We start from the raw sequence: 25,215 nt of genomic DNA on the forward strand, positions 1-25,215 counted from the left end.
GCTTCATTCCTGTTGGCTGGCTTGGTCTGTGGCCCGGATCTGTTCCAGGTAGTTGTAGATGGTGTAGCGGGTGACGCCCAGGGCTGCGGCGGCCTTCTCGATGCCGCCCTTGACGATGAACAGCCCGCGGTCCTGCATCTGGCGCACGGCTTCGAGCTTCTGGGTCTTCTTCATCAAGGCCCGGCCGCCGGGGCAGGCTTGCTGAATGATCTGTGCCATCAACTGCTCCATGTCCTGGGGCTCGTCGTGGCGTGGTTCGGGGGCTGCGCCCAGGCCCAGCAACTCGCCGAGGCAGGCATGGGCGGCGGCGATGCCGCTGAGGTCGGCGTTGGTGCACAGGGTGGCGAAGGGCTGGCCGCTGCTGTCGCGATACACCACCGTCGAGCTGCGCAACGGGCGACCGTCGGGGGCGGTGGTCGGGTAGTTCTCCACCAGTACCGGCTCGCTGCCGGAGCGATCCTCCATGGCCCTGCGCACGGCGATGAACCCCAGGTCCTCGCGCGGCCCGGCCAGCACCGGGCTGCCGACCCGGCGACCGGTGACATGACCATTGGCGATGGCGACGATGGAGGACTCGGGCCGGCTCAGGTCATGCAGGACGATTTCGGTGTGCCGGCCAACCACGCTGCCGAGCATGTTCAGGGTGCTGTGCAGCACCTTGAATACCAGCTGGCGTTCGGCGGCACTCTCAGGGGACAAACGGCTGTCGGGGCTGTTCATGGCGGTTTCGCGCAAAAAGAATCAAGCGAAAATATCAACCAATAGTTGAATATTCAACTTAATGTTGATTAAAGCCATTCAGCCTTCCTGCACGGTCCCCAACAACCATTCCTTGAACGCCTGCATCGCCGGGCTCTGCGCCCGTGACTGCAAGCGGGTCAACCAGTAGCTGCCGGTGGTGATGCCCACCGCGAACGGCTGGACGATGCTGCCGGCGTGCAACTGCCGGGCGAACATCAGTGGCGGCGCCAGGGCCACGCCTATGCCCTGCTGCGCGGCTTCCATCATGCCCAGGGACGAGTCGAAGACGATGCTGCGCGACGGCAGGGTGCTGGCCGGCAGGCCGGCGGCGCTGAACCATTCCGGCCATTCGTCGGTGCGGTAGGAGCGCAGCAGGGTCTGGCCGAGCAGGTCGGCGGGGCTGTGCAGCTGTCGTGCCAGTTCCGGCACGCAGAGTACTGACAGCGGCGCCTCCAGCAGCTGGACGGCATCGGTGCCGTGCCAGGCGCCGCTGCCGAAACGGATGGCGTAGTCCAGGCCTTCGGCGGCGACGTCGACCCGGTTGTTATGGGTCGACAGGCGCAGGTCGATAAACGGGTGGCGGGCCTGGAAGTCCTCCAGGCGCGGCAGCAACCAGCCGACGGCAAAGGTACCGACAGCGCCGACGCTGAGCATTTCACGGTAGTGCCCGCCTTCGAAGCGGCCGAGGGTTTCAGCGATGCGGTCGAAACACTCACACAGCACCGGCAACAGGGTTTCGCCCTCGCTGGTCAGCATCAGCCCACGGGGCAGGCGCTTGAACAGGGTGACGTTGAGCTGGGCCTCGAGGCTTTTCACCTGATGACTGACCGCCGCCTGGGTCACGCACAGCTCGATGGCCGCGCGGGTAAAACTCAAATGCCGCGCCGAGGCCTCGAAGGCCCGCAGGGCATTCAGCGGCAAATGGGGTCGGATCATGACCACTCCCTAGTTTCTCTAATGGCTCCTGCGAAATATCGTCGTTTGTCGATCCTTCGCCGGCCGCCTACATTGAGCCGGCTCGCAGCGCCCTGCCCCCTGACTGCAAGGGCAGGCGCTGGCAAAAGCCGCTCGGAGTGTAGCGGCCATCACCCTGCAAAATCATGGAATGTCAGCCCATCATGCACAACAAAAACCTAGCCCTATCCGGATTTTTCGCCGTTTCCCTGCTGCTGTCCGGCGCCAGCGCCTGCCTGGCCGCCAGCCAGCCGGACAGCGCGCTCAAGCCCCTGGTCGACGCGGCGATCCGCCCGTTGATGCAACGACAGGACATCGCCGGCATGGCGGTGGCCATCACCATCAAGGGCCAGCCCCATTACTTTAACTACGGCCTGGCTTCCAAAGAGGAGCAGAAAGCCGTCGACGCCGACACGCTGTTCGAGGTCGGCTCGGTGAGCAAGCTCTTCACCGCGACCCTGGGGGCCTATGCCCAGGCCAGCGGCAAACTGTCCCTGAACGACCCGGCCAGCCGCTACCTGCCGGCATTGAACGACAGCGCTTTCGAGCACATCAGCCTGTTGCAACTGGGCACCTACAGCGCCGGCGGCCTGCCGTTGCAGTTCCCGGCGCAATGGGACAGCCAGGACAAGATGCTCGGCTACTACCAGGGCTGGAAACCGGCCTTTGCCCCCGGCGCCCAGCGCCTGTACTCGAACCCGAGTATCGGCCTGTTCGGCTACCTGGCCGCGCAAAGCCTGGGGCAGCCCTTCGAACAATTGATGGAGCAGAAGCTGTTCCCGCAACTGGGCCTGCAGCACAGCTATATCCAGGTGCCGAACTCGCAGATGGACCATTACGCCCAGGGCTACGGCAAGGACGGCAAGCCGGTGCGGCTCGGCCCCGGCGCCCTGGATGCCGAGGCCTACGGGGTGAAGACCAGCGCCGCCGACCTGCTGCGCTTCGTCCAGGCCAACCTCAAGCCCGAGTCGCTGCCGCAACCCTGGCCGCAGGCAATCGCCATCACCCACACCGGTTATTACCAGGTCGAGGGCATGACCCAGGGCCTGGGCTGGGAGCTCTACCCCTACCCGCTCAGCCTCGACGCCCTGCTGGCCGGCAACTCGTCGCAGATGGCCTTCGAACCGCACCCGACCCGCTGGTTCACCCCGCCCCAGGCGCCGCGGGCCAATACCCTGCTGAACAAGACCGGTTCCACCAACGGCTTCGGCAGCTATGTGCTGTTCGTGCCCGGCAAGGACATCGGCCTGGTGCTGCTGGCGAACAAGAACTACCCCAACGCCGAACGGGTGAAGGTCGCCCATGCCCTGCTCAAGGCCCTGGATGACCAGGTCGGCGCGGCGAAGCAACCCTGAGAAAAACAGCGACCGGGTCGGTTAACAGGCCCGGTCGCTGGACCGGCCGGGAACGCGTCGCCGCCATGACAAGCCGCTCCGCGACGATGATCGGCGCTGGATAAAAGCCGCGGAACGCGCCATCCTCCGCGTCTTTTTCCGCGCAGCCCCTGGGGCGCACGTTTTTCCAAGGAAGCCATCCATGCACAACCAGCCGCTCAGCCCCGCCGAGTTCGAATTCATCGAAGACACCCTGCTCAAGTACGGTGACGACCACTCCGTGCTCAACCTGGCCGAGCTGGACGGTTTCTGTACAGCCCTGGTGTCCGGACCAACCCAGGTGGACATCGCCGAATGGTTCCCGGCCATCTGGGGCGGGCAGAACCCGGACTGGCAGGCCCCCGAGGAATGCAAGCGCTTCATCGAGCTGAGCGTGCGCCACCTGAACGCCCTCGCCACGGCACTGGCGAGCGACTCGGCGAGCTTTCAGCCGCGCTTCGAACAGACCGAGCATCAGGACCAGCCGCTGACGCTGGCGGAAGAATGGTGCTTCGGCTACCTGCGCGCCATGGCCGTAAGCAACTGGCCCGAACTGCCCACAGCCCAGGCCGCCCAACTGCAAGCCATCGTCACCTGCGCCGAACAGGACAACTTCGAACTGCCGGCCGACCTGGATCTGGTTCAGCATCGCCAGACGGTAGCCAACGTCGAACAGGCAGCGCGTGGGCTGCACGATTACTGGTTGGCGCAACGCTGAGAGTGGCCTGGAGGCAGGTCTGCCAGGACCTGACTCAATCTGCACAAACTCCAAAAACACAAAAGCCTCCCGCAGGAGGCTCTTGGCTCGGCCCGCCAGCGCGGGTTCAGAACGCCAGCTTGTAACCGATGGAAAACAGCATGAGCGCCAGGAACGGCCGCAGCAGTTCGTCCGAGACGCGGCCGGTCATGTGGCTGCCGAGCCAGATCCCCGGCAGCGAGCCCATCAGCAGGAAACCCAGCAGTTGCCAGTCCATGTTGCCCATGCTCGCATGCCCCAGGCCGGCGACCAGGGTCAGGGGCACGGCGTGGGCGATTTCGGTGCCTACCAGGCGCTTGGTGGCCAGGAACGGGTACAGGATGAACAGCGCCACGGTGCCCAGGGCGCCGGCGCCGATGGAAGTCAGGGCGACCATGGTGCCGAGGACTACGCCGGTCACCACTGTCAGCCCGTTGAGGCTGGAATCCTTCAGGTGGTAGTGATCGCCGGCATGCTTCTGGGCAAACGCCAGGAGCTTTTTCTTGAACAGGATCGCCAACGCGGTAAGCAGCAGCACAAAGCCCAGGGCCTGCTTGATCACGCTGTTCAGCGCTTGCGGGTCGGTGTCCAGGCTCTTGAGGAACCACAGGGTGGCCAACACCGCGGGCACGCTGCCCAGGGTCAGCCAGCCGGTGATCTTCCAGTCGATGTTTCGGTTTTTCTGATGGACCAGCACACCACCGGACTTGGTGATGGCGGCATACAGCAGGTCGGTCCCCACAGCGGTCGCCGGGTTGATACCAAACCACAACAGGATCGGGGTCATCAGCGAACCGCCTCCCACCCCCGTCATCCCAACAATGAAACCCACCAACAGGCCCGCGATTACAAAACCAAAATTACCCACATCCATCAATAAGCCCTACGCATCAACCGCGGCCAGGTAAAAAACTGGCGGCAGCATAGCGCTAATGCTTATGTCCATTTATATAAATAAAATCTAACGTTATAACTCTTTGCCTTTTTGCCATGTATCCAGCGCATATAACCCTTGGATTTCATGCAGCAGTCACATGGCGAAAATGGCTCGGAAGCAGCCGGGGAAAACCTTGGAAGCCGCGCCCTTTTCAGCTCACTTTTTTACCGGGATCCGCTTCACCGCTTCGATCCAGTCCGGATTCAAACGGTTCTGCTCGGTGTCCATACCCAGGGCTTGCATCCGTTCCTTGTGCCGGTCGATCTCATGCACCACCTGGCTCAGCGCACTGGAGTTGGCGTCCAGCTGGTACATCTGGGTCAGGCCCAGGTGGTAGAAGCGCAGCAGCTTCATCGCTGTCAGGTCTGCGGCCTCGACGCCGGCGGTGACGTGGTGCATGACGTTGGTCACGCTCATCAGGCTGCGCTTGAGCTGCCAGCCGTAGACCGCCGCGGCCATCCACGGCTGCGACCAGAAACGCACGCGCATCAGCACGATGCTCACCACCAGAGCGGCCAGCACGCCGGCGACATTCAGGCGGAAGTTGTCGCCACCCGGCTCACCGAACAGCAGCACCGCGGCGCTGGAAAACAGCATGGCCAGGGACAGGAAGATCAGGGCGATAAACAGGGTGCTACGACGGGTCTGCTGGCGAAAAAGCTCGGGGTTCTGCGGCTGGATCTCGAACATGGCGACGGTGCGCTCGCATGATGAACAGGTCGGCATTATCACCCTGCCCGCACCGGGAGATGGCGAATAAATCCGCGCTGCGACAATCCACCTCGGCCCTGGGCGGTCGCACTGTCGAAACGACTCAGAGATAGGGAGTGATACGGATGCGGGATTGCCGGGCATCGAATGACGAGCCCGGCACGGTCAATGAACCGGCCCCCGCGGGGGCCGGCTCTTGTGGGTCAGGCCACCCCGCCCTTGGCCTGTTGCTCCAGGTGCAGTTGCAACTCGGGGTCGATCCGCAGCGCCGCCGCCAGCTCGTCCAGGTAACTGCGCTCGGCGTCCTGCTGGTCGTCCACCAGCATCACGCTGGCCAGGTACATTTCCGCTGCCATGCCCGGCTCGCCGGCGGCCGACTGGGCCACGTCGGCGGCGTCCAGGGGACGCGCGACTTCGTCGTCGAGCCATTGCTGCAATTGCGGGTCATCGGTGTGACGACCGATCTCGGCGCTGATCAGTTGTTTTTCCTGCTCGTCGATGCGGCCATCGGCCTTGGCTGCGGCGATCAGCGCGCGCAGGATCGCATGGCTGTGTTCTTCGACTTCCGGGCCGGCCAACTGGTCGACGGTACGCAACGCCTGTTGCGGGGCCGCCGATTGCTGCTGTTGTTGCCAGGCCTGGTAAGCCTGGAACGCCATCATCCCCAGGGACGCCAGCGCCGCGTAGTTCATGCCACCGCCGGAGCGCCCCTGAGGGACGCCACCGGAAGCCGCGCCGCCAGAGATCGCGCCGCCCAAGCCGGAACCGCCCAGCAGGCCGCCCAGCAGACCACCCAGCCCGCCCAGGCCACCGGCCGGAGCACCGCCGCCGCTGTTACCGCCCAACAGGCCGCCGAGCAAGCCACCCAGGCCTCCCAGGCCGCCCTGCGGTGCCGAGGCCCCGCCACCCTGCTGCGTCATCGAGGCCTGGCCGGCGCGCAGCAACTGTTCAAGCAAATCACTGGTGTTCATGGCATCGCTCTCTTCGGGCAGTTATTCAGATTGCCAACAATAGTCTTCGCCACGGCTTGCGCCAACTGCTTCCGCTGATGCCCTGATCCCTTCTCGCCAAACGCCGGCGCTGGCGGCCCATTCGATCCGCCAGCGCCGGCCATAGAACCCGGGCGAATCAGGCCTGGGGCATTTTGCGGAAACCCACGGCCAGGCGGTTCCAGCTGTTGATGGTGGCGATGGCCAGGCTCAGGTCGACCTGTTCACAGGGGCTGAACTGGCTGCTCAGCAGCTCGTAGTCGGCATCCGGGGCGTGGGTTTCGCTGACCCGGGTCAGCGACTCGGTCCAGGCCAGGGCGGCGCGTTCGCGGTCGGTGAAGAACGGCGTTTCGCGCCAGACCGAGACCGCGTACAGGCGGCGCTCGGTTTCCCCACTCTTGCGCGCGTCGGCGGTGTGCATGTCGACGCAGAAGGCACAGCCGTTGATCTGCGAGGCGCGCAGCTTCACCAGCTCGATCAGCGACTTTTCCAGGGGCAGTTTCGAGACCGCGGTTTCCAACGCGATCATGGCTTTGAGGGCGTCCGGCGAAGCGGTGTAGAAGTCGATACGCGGTTGCATGGGGTAGCTCCAGATCCAGTGAATGTGGCGCTACGTTAAGCCCGGGTCCGTTTCGCACCAATAACCAATTCCGGCTAAGACCAGGTGACCAATGCCCCCCTCTCTTCTGTAGGAGCGCAGCTTGCGCGCGATAGCGTCAGTCCAGACACCTCGGCGAATGGCCGCTGCGCGGATCGCGCGCAATCGAGCGTCGACCGGCTGCTCCTACAGGGGCTGTGTATTGACGTTCAGGCGCGGCGGCGCAGCCACTGCATAAAGCCTTTTTTCAGCACTGGCCGCGGGGTTTCCCGGGTCAGGGTCTGGGCGATGTGCTGGCGGAAATCCAGGAGGTTTTTCATCGCCTCGTTGATATCGCGCCGCGCGTCCAGGCACGGCTTGAGGTACTCGTTTTCGATGCGGTACAGGGTGCAGAAGGTCTTGGCCGAGAAGTCCGCCGCGTTCGCCTGATCGGCGATGCCCGCCTCGCCTATCACTTCGCCCGGCCCCATGCGCCCGGCCTCGAACGGCTTGCCATCGCGGATCAGGCTCACCGAGACCACTCCCGACTCGATGATCAGCAGGTGATCGCTGACCTCGCCCGCCGGCAGGATGGTCTCGCCGGCGCGGAAGGTTTGCAGGGTCATGTTCTGGCTGAAGGTTTCCTTCTCCTCCTGGCGCAGGGTGGAGAAGATGCTCGAGCTGTCCAGCAGCGCCCGCGGGCGCGACAGGTTGGCCGCCACACTGCTTTCACCGGAGGACAGCAGGCTGACGCCGGACGCCTGCAAGTGACGGAAGGCCAGGTCGAACAACTGGTTGCGCACCTCGCGCTTCTGCCCCATGGAGGCCACGAAGCCGCTGATCTCGTACTCCACCCCGGCGTTGCCCGAGCTTTTCAGGGCCACGCTGGGGGCCGGCTTGGGGAGCAGGAAACGGCAACCGAGCATGGCCCGCTCCAACGCCTCGATCACCGTTTGCGGCCGCGCATGGGGGCTGACCTGGAGGCTGATGGAAAGCCCGTGCATATCGGCGGGACGGCTGAAGTTGATGATCTTGGCCTTGGCCGCCAGGGAGTTGGGGATCACCGCCATGCTGCCCTGGGAGGTCTGCAACCGGGTGGCGCGCCAGTCGATGTCGGTGACCCGGCCTTCGGTGCCGTCGATGGAGATCCAGTCATCGAGCTGATAAGGCTTGGTGGTGTTCAGCACGATCCCGGAGAACACATCGCTGAGGGTGCTTTGCAGCGCCAGGCCGACAATGATCGCCACCGCGCCGGAGGTGGCCAGCACGCCCTTGACCGGCAGCTCCAGCACATAGGCCATGGCGGCGATGATGGCGATCAGGAAAATCACCGCGCCCATCAGGTCCTGCAACAGCCGCCCGGTATGGCCCACCCGTTGCATCATCAGGGTGCCGAGCAACACCGTCAGGGTCCGCGCGCCGAACAGCCACCAACCGATCTGCAACCCGGTGGCGGCCAGGTGCAGCGGCACGTCCTCCGGCCAGGGCGCCGCCTGCATCGGGTTCAGCCCCTGGTTGAACAGCAGCACGCTGTACAGGGTGAAGATCAGCACCCGCACCAGCAGCTTCCAGTAACCGCCCCGCGCGCCGATCAAGCGCCACAGCAGCATGTCCAGCAGGATCAGGACCAGCGCGGCGAACAGCGGGTGGTCGGCGAACAGAATCGACATCAAGCAACTCCAGCACAGTCAGAGGCGCGACAATCTCACACAAGCGACCTTGCAGGTATAGCCGGAAAAACAAAAACAGGGGCCTCATGGGAGGCCCCTGTCTGCAACACCCTCGTTCACCTCTGTAGCCACTGGCGCAGCCTGCGTTCGGCGACGTAGCCGTCGGCAGTCTGACCGGTAGATCGCATGCCCTGGATTGCGCTGGCTACGCCAGCGATCGCAGCCCTCGGCAGCGGCTACCGGCAGGTCATTTGCCGGTGGTCAGGGTGGTGTAGCTGGTGATCAGGTTGCGGTAGTCCGGGATGTGGTTGGAGAACAAGGTGCCCAGGCCCTCGATGTCGTTGCGCCAGTCGCGGTGCAGCTCGCAGGCCAGGCCGAACCAGGTCATCACTTGCGCGCCGGCGGTGGACATGCGGTTCCAGGCCGAATCGCGCGTCAGCTCATTGAAGGTGCCAGAGGCATCGGTCACCACGAACACCTCGAAACCTTCTTCCAGGGCCGACAGCGCCGGGAACGCCACGCAGACCTCGGTCACCACGCCGGCGATGATCAACTGCTTCTTGCCGGTGGCCTTGATCGCCTTGACGAAGTCCTCGTTGTCCCAGGCATTGATCTGGCCGGGCCGGGCAATGTACGGCGCGTCCGGGAACAGCGCCTTGAGCTCGGGTACCAGCGGGCCGTTGGGGCCGGTTTCGAAGCTGGTGGTGAGGATGGTCGGCAGCTTGAAGTACTTGGCCAGGTCGGCCAGGGCCAGCACGTTGTTCTTGAACTTGTCCGGGTCGATGTCGCGCACCAGGGACAGCAGGCCGGCCTGGTGATCCACCAGCAGCACGGCGGCGTTGTCTTTATCGAGACGCTTGTAGGCAGTAGTCATGGGGTAGTCCTCGCTTCTTGTCGATGCCGACTGGAAATCGGCGTGGGGTGCTGCTTCAGCGCTGGGAATCCAGCACTTCGTGTTCGTTCGCCACTTGCTGGGCCTTGATGTAGCTCTCGATCAGCAACTGATAGTGCGGCATGGCCTGGGCGTAGACCGCGGCCCACTGCTCGGCGTCCGGGCGGTTCCACGAACCCTGCAGTTCGGAGAGCGTGGCCATGATGTCGATCGGCACCACCCCGGCCTGGGCCAGTCGGGCGATGGTCAGATCGGTGGCCAGCCGCGAATGGTTGCCCGAGGCATCGACCACCGCGAACACCTTGTAGCCTTCATGCACCGCGGCGATCGAGGGAAACGCCAGGCAGACGCTGGTCAGGGTGCCGGCGATCACCAGGGTTTTCTTGCCGGTGGCCTCGACCGCCGCCCGGAACTCGGGATTGTCCCAGGCGTTGATTTCGCCTTTGCGGGCCACGTACCGGGCATGGGGCGCCTCCTGGTGGATTTCCGGGACCAGCGGGCCGTTGGGCCCCTGGGGTACCGAGGCCGTGGTGATCACCGGCATCTGCAACAGGGTCGCGGCTTTCGCCAGGGCGATGGCATTGGCCCGCAGTTGCGGCACGTCCATGTCCTTGACGATCTGGAACAAGCCGCTCTGGTGGTCGATCAGCAGCATCGCCGCGTCGTTGGGGTCGATGGTCGGTTTCAGGCCATTGAAGTTGGCCGCGTTGAGGGTGTTCATGTGCAGTTCCTCTTGTGTCTGGGGCATTTATTTAAGGCAACAGCCATCCCTGGCCCTGAAACCGGCCTACGCGTCCTGTGCAAGTCGGTAAGGGGGTGTCAGCCAGGCATCTGGCCGAAACGGCCGGACTGGAAGTCGACGAATGCCTGGTGGATCTCGGCCTCGCTGTTCATCACGAACGGGCCGTGGCCGACGATGGGCTCGTCGATCGGTTCGCCGCTGAGCAGCAGCACCACCGCGTCGTTGTTGGCTTCCAGGCTGAGCTGGTCGCCGTCGCGTTCGAACAGCACCAGCTGGCCTTCGCGCACCAGTTCCTGGCCGTTGACCTGGACCGTGCCGCGCAGCAGCACCAGGGCGGTGTTGCGCCCCTGGTGCAGATCGAGGGTCAGGGGCTTGCCGGCATTCAGGCGGATGTCCCAGACGTCGATCGGGGTGAAGGTGCGCGCCGGGCCCTCGACGCCGTCGAACTCGCCGGCTATCAGCCGCAGGGTGCCGGCCTTGTCCTTGAGAGCGATGGCCGGAATGTCGCCATCGAGAATGGTCTGGTAACCGGGCGCTGCCATCTTGTCCCGCGCTGGCAGGTTGACCCACAGCTGGACCATGTCCAGGGTGCCGCCGGACTGGGCGAACGCTGCGGAGTGGAACTCCTCGTGGAGAATCCCCGAGGCCGCGGTCATCCATTGCACGTCGCCAGGGCCGATCTTGCCGCCGCTGCCGGTGGAGTCGCGGTGCTCCACCTCGCCCTTGTAGACGATGGTCACGGTTTCGAAGCCGCGATGGGGATGCTGGCCCACGCCGCGGCGCCCCTGGGTCGGGGTGAATTCAGCCGGGCCGGCGTGGTCGAGCAGCAGGAACGGGCTGATGTGCTTGCCCAGGTTGTCGTAGGAAAACAGCGTACGCACCGGGAAGCCGTCGCCCACCCAATGGGCCCGTGGGCTGGTGTAGATACCGATGATGTTTTTCATGTGGGTGCCTCCGACATGGGTGAGTTATTTCGTGAGATACACCTTAAAACCCATACCTTTGATGCACTAGACTGCAAAAATCGCCCTTAGCGTTCTATTTGGAGAACGATGATGGAAGACCTCAACACCCTCTATTACTTCACTCAGGTCGTCGAACACCGTGGTTTCGCCGCCGCCGGGCGCGCCCTGGACATGCCCAAGTCCAAGCTCAGCCGGCGCATTGCCCAGCTCGAGGAGCGCCTCGGCGTGCGCCTGATTCACCGCACCAGCCGCCACTGCTCGCTCACCGAGATCGGCCATGAGTATTACCAACGCTGCCTGGCCATGCGCGTGGAAGCGGAAAGCGCCGCGGAAGTCATCGAGCGCAACCGTTCCGAACCCCAGGGCCTGGTACGCATCAGTTGCCCGACCGCGCTGCTCAACTCCTGGGTCGGGCCGATGCTGACCCGCTACATGCTCAAGTACCCGCTGGTGGAGCTGTTCATCGAGAGCACCAACCGCCGCGTCGACCTGATCCACGAAGGTTTCGATATCGCCCTGCGGGTGCGCTTCCCGCCGCTGGAAAGCAGCGACCTGGTGATGAAGGTGCTGGGCAACAGCACCCAGTGCCTGGTCGGCCACCCGGACTTTCTCGCGCGCCTGTCGAGCCCCGCCTCGCCCGCCGACCTCAGCGGCCTGCCGAGCCTGCACTGGGGCGCGGCGCAGCGCGAATACCAGTGGGAACTGTTTGGCCCCAACGAGGCCCTGGCGCAGATTCGCCACAAGCCGCGGATGGTCACCGACGACCTGATCGCCCTGCGCCAGGCGGCCCTGGCGGCGATCGGCATCGTCCACCTGCCCAGCGTGGTGGTACGCGACGATGTGGCCGCCGGGCGCCTGGTGCAACTGGTACCGGACTGGGCGCCCAAGTGCGGGATCGTCCATGCGATCTTCCCGTCGCGCCGTGGCCTGCTGCCGTCGGTGCGTACTCTGATCGACTTTCTCGGCGAGGAGTTCAGCCGCAGCGATATCACCTGAGGATGCGCTCAAGGTGAAGCCAGGCCGAATCTTCCGACCTGTGGCGTTTTTGACACTGGCCGAAATAATATTTCGAACATAATATTTTGCTCGTCATCTTATTCCGCCCAGTGAGGAAAACGCCCATGCAAAGCCCATCACGCGAGGCCATCCTGGCCCAGTGGATTGCCCAGGAACAGGCCATGCGCGCGCGCCTGGCCGGTCCGGGCAGCCTGTCCCTGGCCGAAGTCAGTGCCCTCTCTCCCAGCGAATTCTTCGAAGGCATCGGCAACGGCGAACTGCCCTCGCCGCCCATCGGCACGCTGATGGACTTCATCCCCATCGAATGGTCCGCCGGGCATTTCGTGTTCCAGGGCACCCCGGATGCCCGGCATTACAACCCGCTGGGCAGCGTGCACGGCGGTTATGCCGCGACCCTGCTGGACTCCTGCATGGGCTGCGCGATCCACACCCGGCTGAACAAGGGCCAGGGCTACACCACCCTGGACCTGCGCATCAGCTATGTACGCGCCCTGACCGGCAGCAGCGGGCCGATCCGCGCCGAAGGCAAGATCGTCCACCTGGGCCGCTCCACCGCCCTGGCCGAAGGACGGATCTACGATGTCGATGGCCGCCTGTACGCCACCGGTTCCACCACCTGCATGATCCTCGAAGCTCGTGGCTGAACCCGTCGCGTTTGGGTTGGGTGATGGAACAGGGTCGCCCGGCGGTTCCTGCGGGGGCGTGCGTCGTCTCTGCGGGAGCCGGGGATATTCGTGATTCGCGGTAAAGATTCCTTTGCCTTTCCGGCGGTTTTTCTCAAAGGTGCGGACCGGGATACTCGTGGCCTTTCCACTGCCATCTGGAGTCATTCATGTCTGTACCTGCTTTCGGCCTCGGCACCTTTCGCCTGCAAGGCCAGGTCGTCATCGACTCGGTCAGCACCGCGCTCGAGCTGGGCTACCGGGCGATCGACACCGCACAGATCTACGAGAACGAAGCCGAGGTCGGCCAGGCCATCGCCGACAGCGGCCTCCCCCGCGACGAGCTGTTCGTCACCAGCAAGATCTGGGTCGCCAATTTCGCCCGCGACAAGCTGATCCCCAGCCTCAAGGACAGCCTGCGCAAGCTGCGGACCGACTACCTGGACCTGACCCTGATCCACTGGCCGTCACCGGACAACCAGGTGCCGGTCGAAGAGTTCATGGCGGCGCTGCTGGAGGCCAGGCAACTGGGGCTGACCCGGCAGATCGGGGTTTCCAACTTCACCAACGACCTGATGAAGCAGGCCATCGCCGCGGTCGGCGCCGAGCACATCGCCACCCACCAGATCGAACTGCACCCCTATCTGCAGAACCGCAAGGTCGTGGAGTTCGCGCAAAGCCAGGGGATCCACATCACCTCGTACATGACGCTGGCCTACGGGGAAGTGCTCAAGGACCCGATCATTCAGCAGATCGCCGAGCAGTATCGGGCGACGCCGGCTCAAGTGACCCTGGCCTGGGCCATGCAATCGGGTTATGCGGTGATCCCCTCCTCGACCAGGCGCGCGAACCTGGAAAGCAACCTCAAGGCCTGTACCCTGATCCTGGGCGAAGCAGACATGCGGCGCATCGCCGATCTGGAGCGCGGGCATCGCCTGACCAGCCCCGCCGGCATTGCACCAGCGTGGGACTGAGGTCTAAACGCACCACGGCATTCAACCGAATGCCATCAGGTGCGATCTCTTGCTCATTGGAACTGCCGAGAAACGTTCCGGCCGTCGGGGTCTTGCTCCGACGGCCGGTGTCGATGGCCTTCATCAAGCGGCTGATGGTCTCGTAGTCCGGCAACGACAGGCTGCTGATATACATCTTGCGTCGCGAGCCGGCTGGAATCGACGGCATGCCGAGAAGCTCGGAGTCATAGACCAGTACGTGACGGACCTGCGGGTTATCCATACAGAACGCCACGATATCGAGCCGGGCCTGCAACCCCAGCGAGGCGTTGATGATCAGCAGGTCCATTGGCTCACTGCCATATTCCACGACGTTCAACACCTCGATGAGTCGATACATCGGTGCAATCCGGTAATAGCCCAGTTGGTTCAGCACCCGCTCGATCTTCATTCGATGAAAATGCTGTTCATCGGCGATCAGGATTCGTAACGTTTTATTCGGCATTTTTCGCGACCATGAAAAAGTCTGAGATGACAGGCTCCAAGCCTACGAATAAAGGCTAGGGGAGCAGCCGAGTGTTTTCTCTAAGGGATTTCTGAAAAGCCCTATTCCGAATTACTAAAATGCGGCTTTCCCCTACTTTTTGAGCCCGAAATGCTCGTTTCCCTGGGATATCCGCCCGCATCGGCGGTACACACCCGGTATCGATGGTCGGCCATGAATCCTGCTTTTTGCCCGCTCCGGATGGAGACAAAAGGCCCGCCCGGCTCCGGCAGCGGCCATCGGAAACCGCTGGCCAGGTGGTGGTTTCCGCCTCCAGCAGCACGACGCAAGCCCTGTTCCCGGCAACTGCGGGGGGCTATTCCAGTATTCGGACGGTTCGGTCTTTGCCCGAGGAGGGAGGATTGATATGGGCAATGAAGCGCCGGAGGATCTCCTGCGTTGCGCCCTGCACCCAGAGAATCTCCTGTAGCGCAGAGGCGCCGAGGACCACCGGCAATGCATGTTCGGTGCGACCGCCATAGATCATGGCATGGCGGATCTGCGGGTTGCCCTGGCAGAACGCACCGGCGTCCACCCCGGCGGCGAACGCCAGCTCGCCGCTGAGCAGCAACAGGTCGAAGTTCTCGAAGGGCTCGCAGGAATAGTGAGTCAGGGTCACCAGTTCGCGGAAAGCCCCCACCGTGGCGACCCGAAAGTAGCCCAGGCCGTTCAACACACGCTGGATGCGTACACACCGTTCCCGGGACGCGTCGGCAATCAGTATTCTCAGGCGTTTGTTGGGCATCGGCGTGGCAACTCTCGGTTGAACACAGAGGTTCAACAGACTATCCGATGGCCCCCGGCCAACTCTTTAAGACGATTCCCAAAATTCGCTGCGAACGGGAAAAATTTTCCTCTCGGCAAAGGCCTGCTGTTTACAGGCGCATCGCCCTCGCCCCGACACAGGGACTGCACGGTTTATTCGGTGGTACTGGGGCTCCAGAACGCCTGCTCCACCAGGGCCGAGGTGGACAGCCGCGCCACCAGCGCGTCGAGTTCGTCGCCGTCCACCGAGGTGGTGGCCAGGGTGGCTTCGATCTCCACGTCGTCGTTGCCGAAGGCATGGACATCGATATCGCTGGCCGGGTAGTTGCTGCGCTCCAGCTCCGCTTCGAGCAGGGCGAACACGGCTTTCTGCTTGGAGCGATGGGCGATCACGTAGACAATGTTGGTGACCTCGGCGGAGATCACGTCCAGCGGCTGGCGGTTGATGTTGTTGACGATCGGCCGCAGCAAGGTATTGGCCGCCAGCACGAACAGCGTGCCGAGAAAGGCCTCGAGGATCAGGTCGGCACCGGCACAGGCGCCCACCGCCGCCGAGGCCCAGAGGGTGGCCGCGGTGTTCAGGCCACGCACGTTGCCCTCCTCGCGCATGATCACCCCGGCGCCGAGAAAACCGATGCCGGACACCACGTAGGCCACCACCCGCACCGCGCCTTCGGCGCCGCCGAGACGGTTGGCCATGTCGACGAAAATCGCCGCGCCCACCGCCACCAGTACGTTGGTGCGCAGGCCGGCGGTGCGCTGCCGGTATTGGCGCTCGAAACCGATCAGGCCACCGAGGATAAAGGCCGCGCTGAGGCTGACCAGGGTGTCCACCAGGGAGGTCAGGTTGATGTTCTGGAGTGCTTGCATGAATCAAGTCCTTGAGTACGCGACGGTCGGCTGCCCCTACAGGATAGGTGCACTTCGTAGGAGCGAGCGGGAGGCGATCCAACCGCCCGCGATGAGGCTGGCTGGGGTGCCGGGTATCTTGCACCGGCTGGCGTTACGAGCAGATGGCGATTGCCGGTTAAGCCTGTAGCCGCTGCCGCAGGCTGCGATCGGCCCGCAGGGCCGTGGCGATCGTGCCAACGCCGGAGGACCTGCAGTCCTGGCACAGCCTGTGGCAGCGGCCACAGGAATTCTGTACAGCGTTGGCCGCACGCCGCAGCTTATTGCCAGCCGAACCGGCGGATATAAAAGCCCTTCACCGCCTGGGTCAGCGCCATGTACGCCAGCAGGATCACCGGCAGGAACACGAAGTACAGCGAAGGCAGCGCCTGCAGCTTGAAGTAGTGCGCCAGCGGGCCCATGGGCAAGAAGATGCCGATGGCCATGATCACCCCCGTCATCACCAGCAGCGGCATGGCCGCGCGGCTTTGCAGGAAGGGGATCTTCGGCGTGCGGATCATGTGCACGATCAGGGTCTGGGTCAGCAGCCCGACCACGAACCAGCCGGACTGGAACAGCGTCTGGTGGTCCGGGGTGTTGGCATCGAACACATACCACATCAGGGCGAAGGTGCCGATGTCGAAGATCGAACTGATCGGCCCGAAAAACAGCATGAAGCGCCCGACGTCCGCCGGCTGCCAGCGCTGGGGCCGGGCCAGCATTTCCTCGTCGACGTTGTCGAACGGGATGGCGATCTGGGAAATGTCGTACAGCAGGTTCTGCACCAGCAGGTGCATCGGCAGCATCGGCAGGAACGGAATGAAGGCGCTGGCCACCAGCACCGAGAACACGTTGCCGAAGTTCGAGCTGGCGGTCATCTTGATGTACTTGAGCATGTTGGCGAAGGTCCGCCGCCCTTCCAGCACGCCCTCCTCCAGCACCATCAGGCTTTTCTCCAGGAGGATGATGTCCGCCGCCTCCTTGGCGATGTCCACGGCGCTGTCCACCGAAATGCCGATGTCCGCGGTGCGCAATGCCGGCGCGTCGTTGATGCCGTCGCCCATGAAACCGACCACATGGCCATTGCCCTTGAGCAGGCGGACGATGCGCTCCTTGTGCGAGGGCGTGAGCCGGGCGAAGACATTGGTGGTTTCCACGGCCTTGGCCAGTTGCGCATCGCTCATGCGCTCGATGTCGTTGCCCAGCAGCAGGCCCTGTTGTTCCAGGCCGACTTCGCGGCAGATCTTCGCCGTCACCAGTTCGTTGTCGCCGGTCAGCACCTTCACCGCCACGCCATGGGCGGCCAGGGCCTGGAGCGCCGGGGCGGTGCTTTCCTTGGGCGGGTCGAGGAATGCCACGTAGCCGATCAGGGTCAGCCCCTGCTCGTCCGCCAGGCTGTAGCTGTCGCGATCCCGCGGCATCGGCCGGGCAGCCACGGCCACCACCCGCAGGCCCTCGCCGTTGAACTCGGCGGTGACCCGGCGAATCCGCGCCAGCAGCTCGTCGCTGAGCATTTCCTCGGCGGCGCCATGGCGCACCCGGGTGCACACCGCCAGCACCTCCTCCACCGCGCCCTTGCAGATCAGCAGGTGCGCACGCTCCTTCTCGGCCACCACCACCGACATGCGCCGCCGGTTGAAGTCGAAGGGAATCTCGTCGACCTTCTGGAACGCCGTGCCCACCCTCAGCTCGCGCTGCACCTCGACATGCTCCAGCACCGCCACGTCCAGCAGGTTCTTCAGGCCGGTCTGGTAGTAGCTGTTCAGGTAGGCCATTTCCAGCACGTCCTCGGACTCTTCGCCCCAGACATCCACATGCCGGGCGAGGAAGATCTTGTCCTGGGTCAGGGTGCCGGTCTTGTCGGTGCACAGCACGTCCATGGCGCCGAAGTTCTGGATCGCGTCCAGGCGCTTGACGATGACCTTCTTGCGCGACAGGAACACCGCGCCCTTGGCCAGGGTCGAGGTGACGATCATCGGCAACATTTCCGGGGTCAGGCCCACGGCGATAGACAGCGCGAACAGCAGCGCCTCCATCCAGTCGCCCTTGGTGAAGCCGTTGATGAACAGCACCAGCGGCGCCATGACGAACATGAAGCGGATCAGCAGCCAGCTGACCTTGTTCACCCCGTTCTGGAACGAAGTCGGCGCCCGGTCGGTGGTCCCGACCCGCTGGGCCAGGGCGCCGAAATAGGTGGCGTTGCCGGTGGTCAGGACCAGCGCGGTGGCCGCGCCGGACACCACGTTGGTGCCCATGAACAGGATGTTGTCCAGCTCCAGCGGGTTGAGGGTGGCGGCGTCCTGCTGGCGCGGGAATTTCTCCACCGGCATCGATTCGCCGGTCATCGCCGCCTGGCTGACGAACAGGTCCTTGGCGCTGAGCACCCGGCAATCGGCGGGGATCATGTCGCCGGCCGAAAGCTGGATCAGGTCGCCCGGCACCAGTTGCCGGATCGGCAGTTCCAGGCGTTGCAGGCCCTGGTACGCCACCGCCGCGCCATGCAGCCTGGCGAACACCGACGGCGCGGCGTCGCCCACGTTGCGCCGCAGCACGGTGGCGGTGTTGCTGACCATCGCCTTGAGGGCGTCGGCGGCTTTATTCGACTTGGCCTCCTGCCAGAAACGCAGCAGCGTGGAGAGCACCACCATGGACAAGATCACCGTGGCCGCCTTCATGTCTTCGGTCAGCCAGGAGATCACCGCCAGCAGGGTCAGCAGCAGGTTGAAGGGGTTCTTGTAGCAATGCCACAGGTGCGTCCACCAGGGCAGCGGCTGCTCGTGCTCGACCTCGTTGAGGCCATGCCATTCGCGCAGGGCCTGGGCCTCGGCTTCGCTCAGGCCATCGGTATGACTGCCGAAGCGTTGCAGCAGCTGCGCGGCATCGTCGTTGGCCGCGGCCACCAGGGTTTGCGCCAGGCTGGACGGCAGGTCGCGGCTGACGCTGGCGTCGCTGAAGCTTTCCAGCAGGGCCAGGCGGCGAAAGTGCCGGGCGAAGTGCCGGGTCCGCAGGAAGCCGGCAAAAAACTCTTTGAGCAGGGTGAGGTTCATGGTGTGTCCCCTAACGGTCGGCGCCGGGAGACTCACAGCCAGGTCGGGTTCGCCGGCGCGCAAGCAGGCGCGGCCGTAGCGCGGCGATGCGGCGCCAGGCCGGGCATCACCCACGGTTGCAGTGTCGATGAGAAGGACATCGGGAACTGGCCCTGAAGGCCACGATCGGGAAGCCGCCGCTCGCTGTTACGGCGAGACAACGGCACACAAGGCGGGCGCGTTATCTTGCCGGGAAGGTGCCGGTTATCGAAACCGGCCGACTACTGTCACTCGAACAAGTACCCACTGTGGGTCTCCGCTTGATGGAAAACGCGCGCAGCTTACGCCGGGGCTTTTGCGGAGTAAATCGATGGCAAAGGCCCGGGTGGGGGAATCGAAAAGTTCTTCAGCGAAGGTTCAGGAAGGGTCGACGACGGGCGCCCGGCCGGGGAGATAACAGCGGGAATTTGCGGGGTGTAAAGAGATCAGGAATGGAGGACGGCTGCGCCGTCCATCACGGGCAAGCCTCGCTCCTACAGACTGCGCGCTTCTGTAGGAGCGAGCGGGCGGCGATCCGACTTGCCCGCGATAAGGCCCGAACGTTCAACACAGAACTATCGGGCCCGGCGGCTTCTGTCAGCTGGCGGTGGCCAGCAGCAGGTCGCGCACCGAACGGCTGTGGCGGCCTTTGTCGTGCTCGTACAGCGAGGCGGCGATTTCCTCGGCACGGATTGGCAGCACCGACAGCAAGGTGTCGCTCAGGCCATGGCTGGCCTGGCTGAAGCCCTGGGTGTAGATGCCGGCCTTGCAGCGTCCGTCGGTGATGAGCCGGTAGTTGCGGTCCACTTCGAAGTCGCCCAGGTAGGCTTCCAGCGGCGCCAGCAGCGCGCGGTGGGTCTGGCGTTCGTAGCCGGTGGCCAGGATCACTGCGTCGTAGTGGCGGGTGCTCAACTCGCCGGTGGAGGTGTTGCGCAGCACCAGTTCGACGCCCTGGGCGGTGGCGGAGGCTTTCTCCACGGTGGTCAGGGTGCGGAAGGCATGGCGCGCGATGCCGGAGACTTTCTGGCGGTAGAGAATCCCGTAGATACGCTCGATCAGGTCGACGTCCACCACCGAATAGTTAGTGTTCTGGTACTCGTGGACCAGACGCTCGCGCTCGCCGCTCGGCTGCTGGAACACCAGGTCGGTGAAGGCCGGCGAGAACACTTCGTTGACGAACGGGCTGTCGTCCGCCGGCTTCAGCGCCGAACCGCGCATCAGCATGTCCACCTGCACCGAAGGGAAGCTGTCGTTGAGGTCGATGAAAGCCTCCGCCGCGCTCTGCCCACCACCGATGATCGCCACGTTCATCGGCTTGCCGCTGGTGCACGGCTGGCTGGCCATGCGCTCCAGGTAGTGCGCGTGGTGGAACACCCGGCCATCGTCCTTGAGCGCCTTGAAGGTGTCCGGGATCAGTGGCGTGCCACCAGGGCTGACCACCACCGAACGGCTGGTACGGACGAATTCCTGGCCCTGGCTGTCGCGGGAAATCACCCGCAGCGCCTCGACCTGCTGGTTGTGCAGCACCGGCTCGATGGCCAGCACTTCTTCACCGTAGCGGCTCTGCTCCTGGAAGTGCCCGGCGACCCAGCGCAGGTAGTCGTTGAACTCCATGCGGCACGGATAGAAGGTGCCCAGGTTGATGAAGTCCACCAGGCGGCCGTGGTGCTTGAGGTAGTTGACGAAGGAGTACGGGCTGGTCGGATTGCGCAGGGTCACCAGGTCCTTGAGGAAGGAAATCTGCAGGTCGCTCTGGGCCACCAGCGTGTTGCCGTGCCAGCGGTAGTCGGCCTGCTTGTCGAGAAACAGTGCGTCCAGCGGCCCCTGGATCTGGCCACGTTCTTCCAGCGCGATAGCCAGCGCCAGATTCGAGGGGCCGAAACCGATACCGATCAGGTCGTGAACGATGGTCGATGCAATTGCCTGTGTCATTTCCAGTGTCCTCTGGATAAATCCCTCAACGCGGGGAGAAATCGACGGTGACCTGATCGGCCCATGGCGAGGCAGCAGGTCGTCTGTTGAGTAGGAACGAGGACAGTGAAAAAAAATTTAACAAAGAAGGATCAATGGGCGTCCCACTGCCGGACCCGCACCCGGCAATGTTTCATCGCATTGACAATGTGCTTCTCCACCAGGCTGCGGGAAATCCCCAGGCGCTCGGCGATCTCGGGGTGGGACAGGCCTTCGAGCTTGCGCAGCAGGAAGCTTTCCCGGCACAGCGGCGGCAGTTCCGCCAGCGCCCGTTGCAGCATGTCCAGGCGCTGGCCGTGGTCGATGCTGGTTTGCGGCGAGGGGCTGAAGAAGCGCTCTTCATTGTCGAGCACATCCAGCGGCTCGACCTGGCGCAAGGCGTTGCGCCGATGGCCGTCGATCACCAGGTTCAGCGCCGTGCGATAGAGGAAGGCCCGCGGTTGCTCGATCGGCGTGTCGCTGGAGCGCTCCAGCACCCGCACGTAAGCGTCATGCACCACATCTTCGGCCACCTGCAGGTTGCCCAGCTTGGCGTTGAGGAAACACACCAGCTCGCGATAGTAGTTTTCCAACATGACTCCCGACCGCGATACGCGGCTTTTGTCCTTGAGTACAACCGGCGCCCCGCCCCTGGGCAGGCGATTCGATGATGGCAGTTTAGAAGTGGCGTAATTTATAGTAATTCTCATATAGATTTAAAGTGCTGCGTCGGTTCGCCGGATTTATTTTCGTCGCCTAACCTGTAACCCCTTCACCTGTAACGCCATGTGTCATGGCTTAAATTCCCCCCGGCGCTTCTCGTCTACCTGACAGCTCCCCGTATCTGTCGCGCTATCGACAGCCTCCGGCCCTGCCCACGCCCCTGGGCCTGGCCGGTCGACGGGCCGACTTCCATTGGCCGGAACCCTGCATGAAACGTCCCCGTCATCCCCGACGCGCCCTGCTTGTCACCCTGTGTCTGATTCCCATCATCGCCCTCGCCGCCTGGCAGATCCTGCCGCCGGGGCGCGACCAGCTCGCCACCGTGCAGGTCAGCCGCGGCACCATCGAAAGCAGCGTGACCGCCCTGGGCACCCTGCAACCGCGGCGTTATGTCGACGTCGGTGCCCAGGCGTCCGGGCAGATCCGCAAGATCCACGTCGAAGCCGGCGACCCGGTCAAGGAAGGCCAGCTGCTGGTGGAGATCGACCCCGCCACCCAGCAGGCCAAGCTCGACGCCAGCCGCTTCTCCATCGAGAACCTGCAGGCCCAGTTGCAAGAGCAGCGGGCGCAGAACGAGCTGGCCCGGCAGAAATACCAGCGCCAGCAGAACCTCGCCGCCGGCGGCGCGACCCGCGACGAAGACGTGCAGACCGCCCGCGCCGAACTCAAGGCCACCCAGGCGCGGATCGACATGATCCAGGCGCAGATCCGCCAGGCCCAGGCCAGCCTGCGCAGCGACCAGGCCGAGCTGGGCTATACGCGCATCTATGCGCCGATGTCCGGCACCGTGGTCGCGGTGGACGCCCGCGAAGGCCAGACCCTCAACGCCCAGCAGCAGACACCGCTGATCCTGCGCATCGCCCGGCTGTCGCCGATGACCGTCTGGGCCGAAGTTTCCGAAGCCGATATCGGCCACGTCAAACCGGGCATGAGCGCCTACTTCACCACCTTGAGCGGCGGCGCCCGGCGCTGGACCAGCACCGTGCGGCAGATCCTGCCGATCCCACCCAAGCCGCTGAACGAAAGCAGCCAGGGCAGTGGCAGCCCCAACAGTTCGAGCAAGAGCGGCAGCGGCCGGGTGGTGCTCTACACCGTGCTGCTGGATGTGGATAACGCCGACAACGCCTTGATGGCCGAGATGACCGCCCAGGTGTTTTTTGTCGCCGAGCGCGCGCAGGACGTTCTCACCGCACCGATCGCCGCCCTGCAGGGCAGCGCCGAGAGCGGCGTGCAGCTGGCCCGGGTGGCGGCGAAAAACGGTTCGATCGAGGAGCGCAAGGTGCGGGTCGGCATCAGCGACCGCTTGCGCATCCAGGTGCTGGACGGCCTCGACGAAGGCGATCACCTGCTGATCGGTCCCGCGCAAAGCAGCGGAGGCTGAATGCAGACCCCGCTGATCGACCTCAAGGGCATCCGCAAATCCTATGGCGGCGGCGACACGCCGCAGGTGGACGTGCTGCGTGGCATCGACCTTTCGATCCACGCCGGCGAGTTCGTTGCCATCGTCGGTGCTTCCGGCTCCGGCAAATCGACGCTGATGAACATCCTCGGCTGCCTCGACCGCCCGACCTCGGGCGAGTACCTGTTCGCCGGGGAAAACGTCGCCCGGCTGGGCAGCGACGAACTGGCCTGGCTGCGCCGCGAAGCCTTCGGCTTCGTGTTCCAGGGCTACCACCTGATTGCGTCCGGCTCGGCCCAGGAAAACGTCGAGATGCCGGCGATCTATGCCGGCACCCCGGCGGCCGAGCGCCATGCCCGCGCCGCCGCCCTGCTCGACCGCCTGGGCCTGGCCTGCCGCACCGGCAACCGCCCGCACCAATTGTCCGGCGGCCAGCAGCAGCGGGTGTCGATCGCCCGCGCGCTGATGAACGGCGGCCATATCATCCTCGCCGACGAACCCACCGGCGCCCTCGACAGCCACAGCGGCGCCGAGGTCATGGCGCTGCTCGACGAACTGGCCAGCCAGGGCCATGTGGTGATTCTCATCACCCACGACCGCGAAGTCGCGGCCCGGGCCAAGCGCATCATCGAAATCCGCGACGGCGAGATCATCAGCGACACCGCCGACGACCACCCCCAGGTCCAGGCCAGCGCCAACAGCGGCGCCCTGCAGGCGGTGGACCTGCGCCAGCGCCTGGCCGATGGCAGCGAACACAACGGCGCCTGGAAAGGCGAACTGGTGGACGCCGTGCAGGCGGCCTGGCGGGTGATGTGGATCAACCGTTTCCGCACCGCCCTGACCCTGCTGGGGATCGTCATAGGCGTGGCCTCGGTGGTGGTGATGCTGGCGGTGGGCGAAGGCAGCAAGCGCCAGGTCATGGCGCAGATGGGCGCCTTTGGCTCGAACATCATTTACCTGGGTGGCTATATGCCCAACCCACGCACCCCGCCCGGCATCATCACCCTCGACGACGTCGCCGCCCTGGCCGCCCTGCCGCAGGTCAAGCGCATCATGCCGGTCAATGGCGCCGAGGCCGGCGTGCGCTTCGGCAATGTCGACCACACCAGCTACGTCGGCGGCAACGACACCAACTTCCCGGCCATCTTCAACTGGCCGGTGGTCGAGGGTAGCTATTTCACCGAGGCCGACGAGCGTGGCGCGGCGGCCGTGGCGGTGATCGGCAAAAAAGTCCGCGACAAGTTGCTCAAGGACGTGGCCAATCCCATCGGCCAATACATCCTGATCGAGAACGTGCCATTCCAGGTGGTCGGCGTGCTGGCGGAAAAAGGCGCCAGCTCCGGCGACCAGGACAGCGACGATCGCATCGCCATCCCCTACTCCGCCGCGAGCATCCGCCTGTTCGGCAGCCACAACCCGGAGTACGTGGCGATCGCCACCAGCAATGCGCGCAAGGTCAAGGAGGCCGAGCAGGCCATCGACCAGCTGATGCTGCGCATGCACGGCGGCAAGCGCGACTTCGAGCTGACCAACAACGCGGCGATGATCCAGGCCGAGGCCCGGACCCAGAACACCCTGTCGCTGATGCTCGGCGCCATCGCCGCGATCTCGCTGCTGGTGGGCGGTATCGGGGTGATGAACATCATGCTCATGACCGTGCGCGAACGCACCCGCGAGATCGGCATCCGCATGGCCACCGGCGCCCGCCAGCGCGACATCCTGCGCCAGTTCCTCACCGAGGCGGTGATGCTCTCGGTGGTCGGTGGCCTGGCCGGGATCGGCGTGGCGCTGATCATCGGCGGCATCCTGATCCTCAGCGAAGTGGCGGTGGCCTTCTCCCTGGTGGCGGTCCTGGGCGCCTTCGCCTGCGCCCTGGTCACCGGCGTCATCTTCGGCTTCATGCCGGCCCGCAAAGCAGCCCGACTCGACCCGGTCACGGCCCTCACCAGTGAATGATCGACC

The 25,215-nt window shown here is 64.5% G+C and carries 22 protein-coding genes and 1 pseudogene; 7 read left to right on the forward strand and 16 right to left on the reverse strand.

Translation table 11 applies throughout. The features are described 5' to 3' along the window. Positions 1 to 3: 3 nt before the first annotated feature. Together H0I86_RS20680 and H0I86_RS20685 are read right to left on the reverse strand one after the other, a co-directional pair. Positions 4 to 720 (reverse strand): helix-turn-helix transcriptional regulator, encoded by a 717-nt coding sequence (locus H0I86_RS20680; RefSeq protein ID WP_180921933.1) that lies wholly within the window; start codon positions 718 to 720, stop codon positions 4 to 6. Between the two features lie 78 nt (positions 721 to 798). After that, positions 799 to 1,677 (reverse strand): LysR family transcriptional regulator, encoded by an 879-nt coding sequence (locus H0I86_RS20685; RefSeq protein WP_180921935.1) that lies wholly within the window; start codon positions 1,675 to 1,677, stop codon positions 799 to 801. A 182-nt stretch (positions 1,678 to 1,859) separates the two neighbouring features. Between H0I86_RS20685 and ampC the strand changes: the two genes are divergently transcribed. After that, a complete protein-coding gene (ampC, locus tag H0I86_RS20690) occupies positions 1,860 to 3,050 on the forward strand; it encodes a class C beta-lactamase (protein ID WP_180921937.1) in 1,191 nt (396 codons plus the stop codon). Between the two features lie 181 nt (positions 3,051 to 3,231). Further along, positions 3,232 to 3,786 (forward strand): UPF0149 family protein, encoded by a 555-nt coding sequence (locus H0I86_RS20695; RefSeq protein ID WP_180921939.1) that lies wholly within the window; start codon positions 3,232 to 3,234, stop codon positions 3,784 to 3,786. Between the two features lie 106 nt (positions 3,787 to 3,892). On the opposite strand, the gene H0I86_RS20700 is transcribed toward H0I86_RS20695, so the two are convergent. From H0I86_RS20700 to H0I86_RS20735, 8 genes are all read right to left on the reverse strand, one after another. Then, a complete protein-coding gene (locus tag H0I86_RS20700; RefSeq protein WP_124309121.1) occupies positions 3,893 to 4,678 on the reverse strand; it encodes a sulfite exporter TauE/SafE family protein in 786 nt (261 codons plus the stop codon). 219 nt (positions 4,679 to 4,897) lie between these two features. Further along, entirely contained in the window at positions 4,898 to 5,431 is a 534-nt protein-coding gene (locus tag H0I86_RS20705; RefSeq protein ID WP_180921941.1) for a DUF3087 domain-containing protein, read from the reverse strand. Between the two features lie 224 nt (positions 5,432 to 5,655). Continuing rightward, on the reverse strand, positions 5,656 to 6,423 hold the full coding sequence (locus H0I86_RS20710) for a DUF533 domain-containing protein (RefSeq protein ID WP_180921943.1): 768 nt from the start codon (positions 6,421 to 6,423) through the stop codon (positions 5,656 to 5,658). A gap of 157 nt (positions 6,424 to 6,580) precedes the next feature. Next, on the reverse strand, positions 6,581 to 7,021 hold the full coding sequence (locus H0I86_RS20715; protein ID WP_180921945.1) for a carboxymuconolactone decarboxylase family protein: 441 nt from the start codon (positions 7,019 to 7,021) through the stop codon (positions 6,581 to 6,583). A gap of 227 nt (positions 7,022 to 7,248) precedes the next feature. Continuing rightward, on the reverse strand, positions 7,249 to 8,688 hold the full coding sequence (locus H0I86_RS20720; protein ID WP_180921947.1) for a mechanosensitive ion channel family protein: 1,440 nt from the start codon (positions 8,686 to 8,688) through the stop codon (positions 7,249 to 7,251). Positions 8,689 to 8,935: 247 nt separating this feature from the next. Further along, entirely contained in the window at positions 8,936 to 9,562 is a 627-nt protein-coding gene (gene ycaC / locus H0I86_RS20725) for an isochorismate family cysteine hydrolase YcaC (RefSeq protein WP_180921949.1), read from the reverse strand. A 55-nt stretch (positions 9,563 to 9,617) separates the two neighbouring features. Continuing rightward, on the reverse strand, positions 9,618 to 10,301 hold the full coding sequence (locus tag H0I86_RS20730) for an isochorismatase family protein (protein ID WP_180921951.1): 684 nt from the start codon (positions 10,299 to 10,301) through the stop codon (positions 9,618 to 9,620). 98 nt (positions 10,302 to 10,399) lie between these two features. Further along, positions 10,400 to 11,266 carry a pirin family protein gene (locus H0I86_RS20735; RefSeq protein WP_180921952.1) on the reverse strand — a complete coding sequence of 289 codons (867 nt, stop codon included), beginning with the start codon at positions 11,264 to 11,266 and terminating at the stop codon, positions 10,400 to 10,402. 108 nt (positions 11,267 to 11,374) lie between these two features. Here H0I86_RS20735 and H0I86_RS20740 point away from each other — a divergent pair, with 108 nt between their 5' ends. The 3 genes from H0I86_RS20740 to dkgB all read left to right on the forward strand — a co-directional run bounded on the left by H0I86_RS20740 (position 11,375) and on the right by dkgB (position 13,940). Then, on the forward strand, positions 11,375 to 12,283 hold the full coding sequence (locus H0I86_RS20740; protein WP_180921954.1) for a LysR family transcriptional regulator: 909 nt from the start codon (positions 11,375 to 11,377) through the stop codon (positions 12,281 to 12,283). Between the two features lie 125 nt (positions 12,284 to 12,408). Continuing rightward, positions 12,409 to 12,948: a PaaI family thioesterase gene (locus H0I86_RS20745; RefSeq protein WP_180921956.1), complete on the forward strand. Its 540-nt coding sequence runs from the start codon at positions 12,409 to 12,411 to the stop codon at positions 12,946 to 12,948. Positions 12,949 to 13,136: 188 nt separating this feature from the next. Then, the gene (gene dkgB, locus H0I86_RS20750) at positions 13,137 to 13,940 is read left to right on the forward strand and encodes a 2,5-didehydrogluconate reductase DkgB (protein ID WP_180921957.1); all 804 of its coding nucleotides are present in this window, start codon (positions 13,137 to 13,139) and stop codon (positions 13,938 to 13,940) included. Between the two features lie 7 nt (positions 13,941 to 13,947). On the opposite strand, the pseudogene H0I86_RS20755 reads toward dkgB, so the two are convergent. From H0I86_RS20755 to H0I86_RS20780, 6 genes and pseudogenes are all read right to left on the reverse strand, one after another. Then, positions 13,948 to 14,424: pseudogene (locus H0I86_RS20755) on the reverse strand (hypothetical protein); the annotation flags it as partial. 355 nt (positions 14,425 to 14,779) lie between these two features. Beyond that, the gene (locus H0I86_RS20760; protein ID WP_180921958.1) at positions 14,780 to 15,208 is read right to left on the reverse strand and encodes an ANTAR domain-containing protein; all 429 of its coding nucleotides are present in this window, start codon (positions 15,206 to 15,208) and stop codon (positions 14,780 to 14,782) included. Between the two features lie 173 nt (positions 15,209 to 15,381). Further along, positions 15,382 to 16,098 carry an MgtC/SapB family protein gene (locus H0I86_RS20765; RefSeq protein ID WP_007927856.1) on the reverse strand — a complete coding sequence of 239 codons (717 nt, stop codon included), beginning with the start codon at positions 16,096 to 16,098 and terminating at the stop codon, positions 15,382 to 15,384. Positions 16,099 to 16,397: 299 nt separating this feature from the next. Continuing rightward, entirely contained in the window at positions 16,398 to 19,163 is a 2,766-nt protein-coding gene (mgtA, locus tag H0I86_RS20770; protein WP_180921965.1) for a magnesium-translocating P-type ATPase, read from the reverse strand. Positions 19,164 to 19,778: 615 nt separating this feature from the next. Then, entirely contained in the window at positions 19,779 to 21,113 is a 1,335-nt protein-coding gene (locus H0I86_RS20775; protein ID WP_180921966.1) for a lysine N(6)-hydroxylase/L-ornithine N(5)-oxygenase family protein, read from the reverse strand. Positions 21,114 to 21,244: 131 nt separating this feature from the next. Continuing rightward, a complete protein-coding gene (locus H0I86_RS20780) occupies positions 21,245 to 21,727 on the reverse strand; it encodes a sigma-70 family RNA polymerase sigma factor (RefSeq protein WP_180921968.1) in 483 nt (160 codons plus the stop codon). A 335-nt stretch (positions 21,728 to 22,062) separates the two neighbouring features. Here H0I86_RS20780 and H0I86_RS20785 point away from each other — a divergent pair, with 335 nt between their 5' ends. Both H0I86_RS20785 and H0I86_RS20790 read left to right on the forward strand, forming a co-directional pair. Further along, positions 22,063 to 23,235, forward strand: coding sequence for an efflux RND transporter periplasmic adaptor subunit (locus H0I86_RS20785; RefSeq protein WP_180921970.1), 1,173 nt, complete (start codon positions 22,063 to 22,065; stop codon positions 23,233 to 23,235). Beyond that, entirely contained in the window at positions 23,236 to 25,209 is a 1,974-nt protein-coding gene (locus H0I86_RS20790; protein ID WP_180921972.1) for a MacB family efflux pump subunit, read from the forward strand. The last annotated feature ends 6 nt before the right edge of the window (positions 25,210 to 25,215 follow it).

Origin of the sequence: Pseudomonas chlororaphis subsp. aurantiaca, assembly GCF_013466605.1 — a bacterium.
GTDB classification, from domain to species: domain Bacteria; phylum Pseudomonadota; class Gammaproteobacteria; order Pseudomonadales; family Pseudomonadaceae; genus Aquipseudomonas; species Aquipseudomonas chlororaphis_I.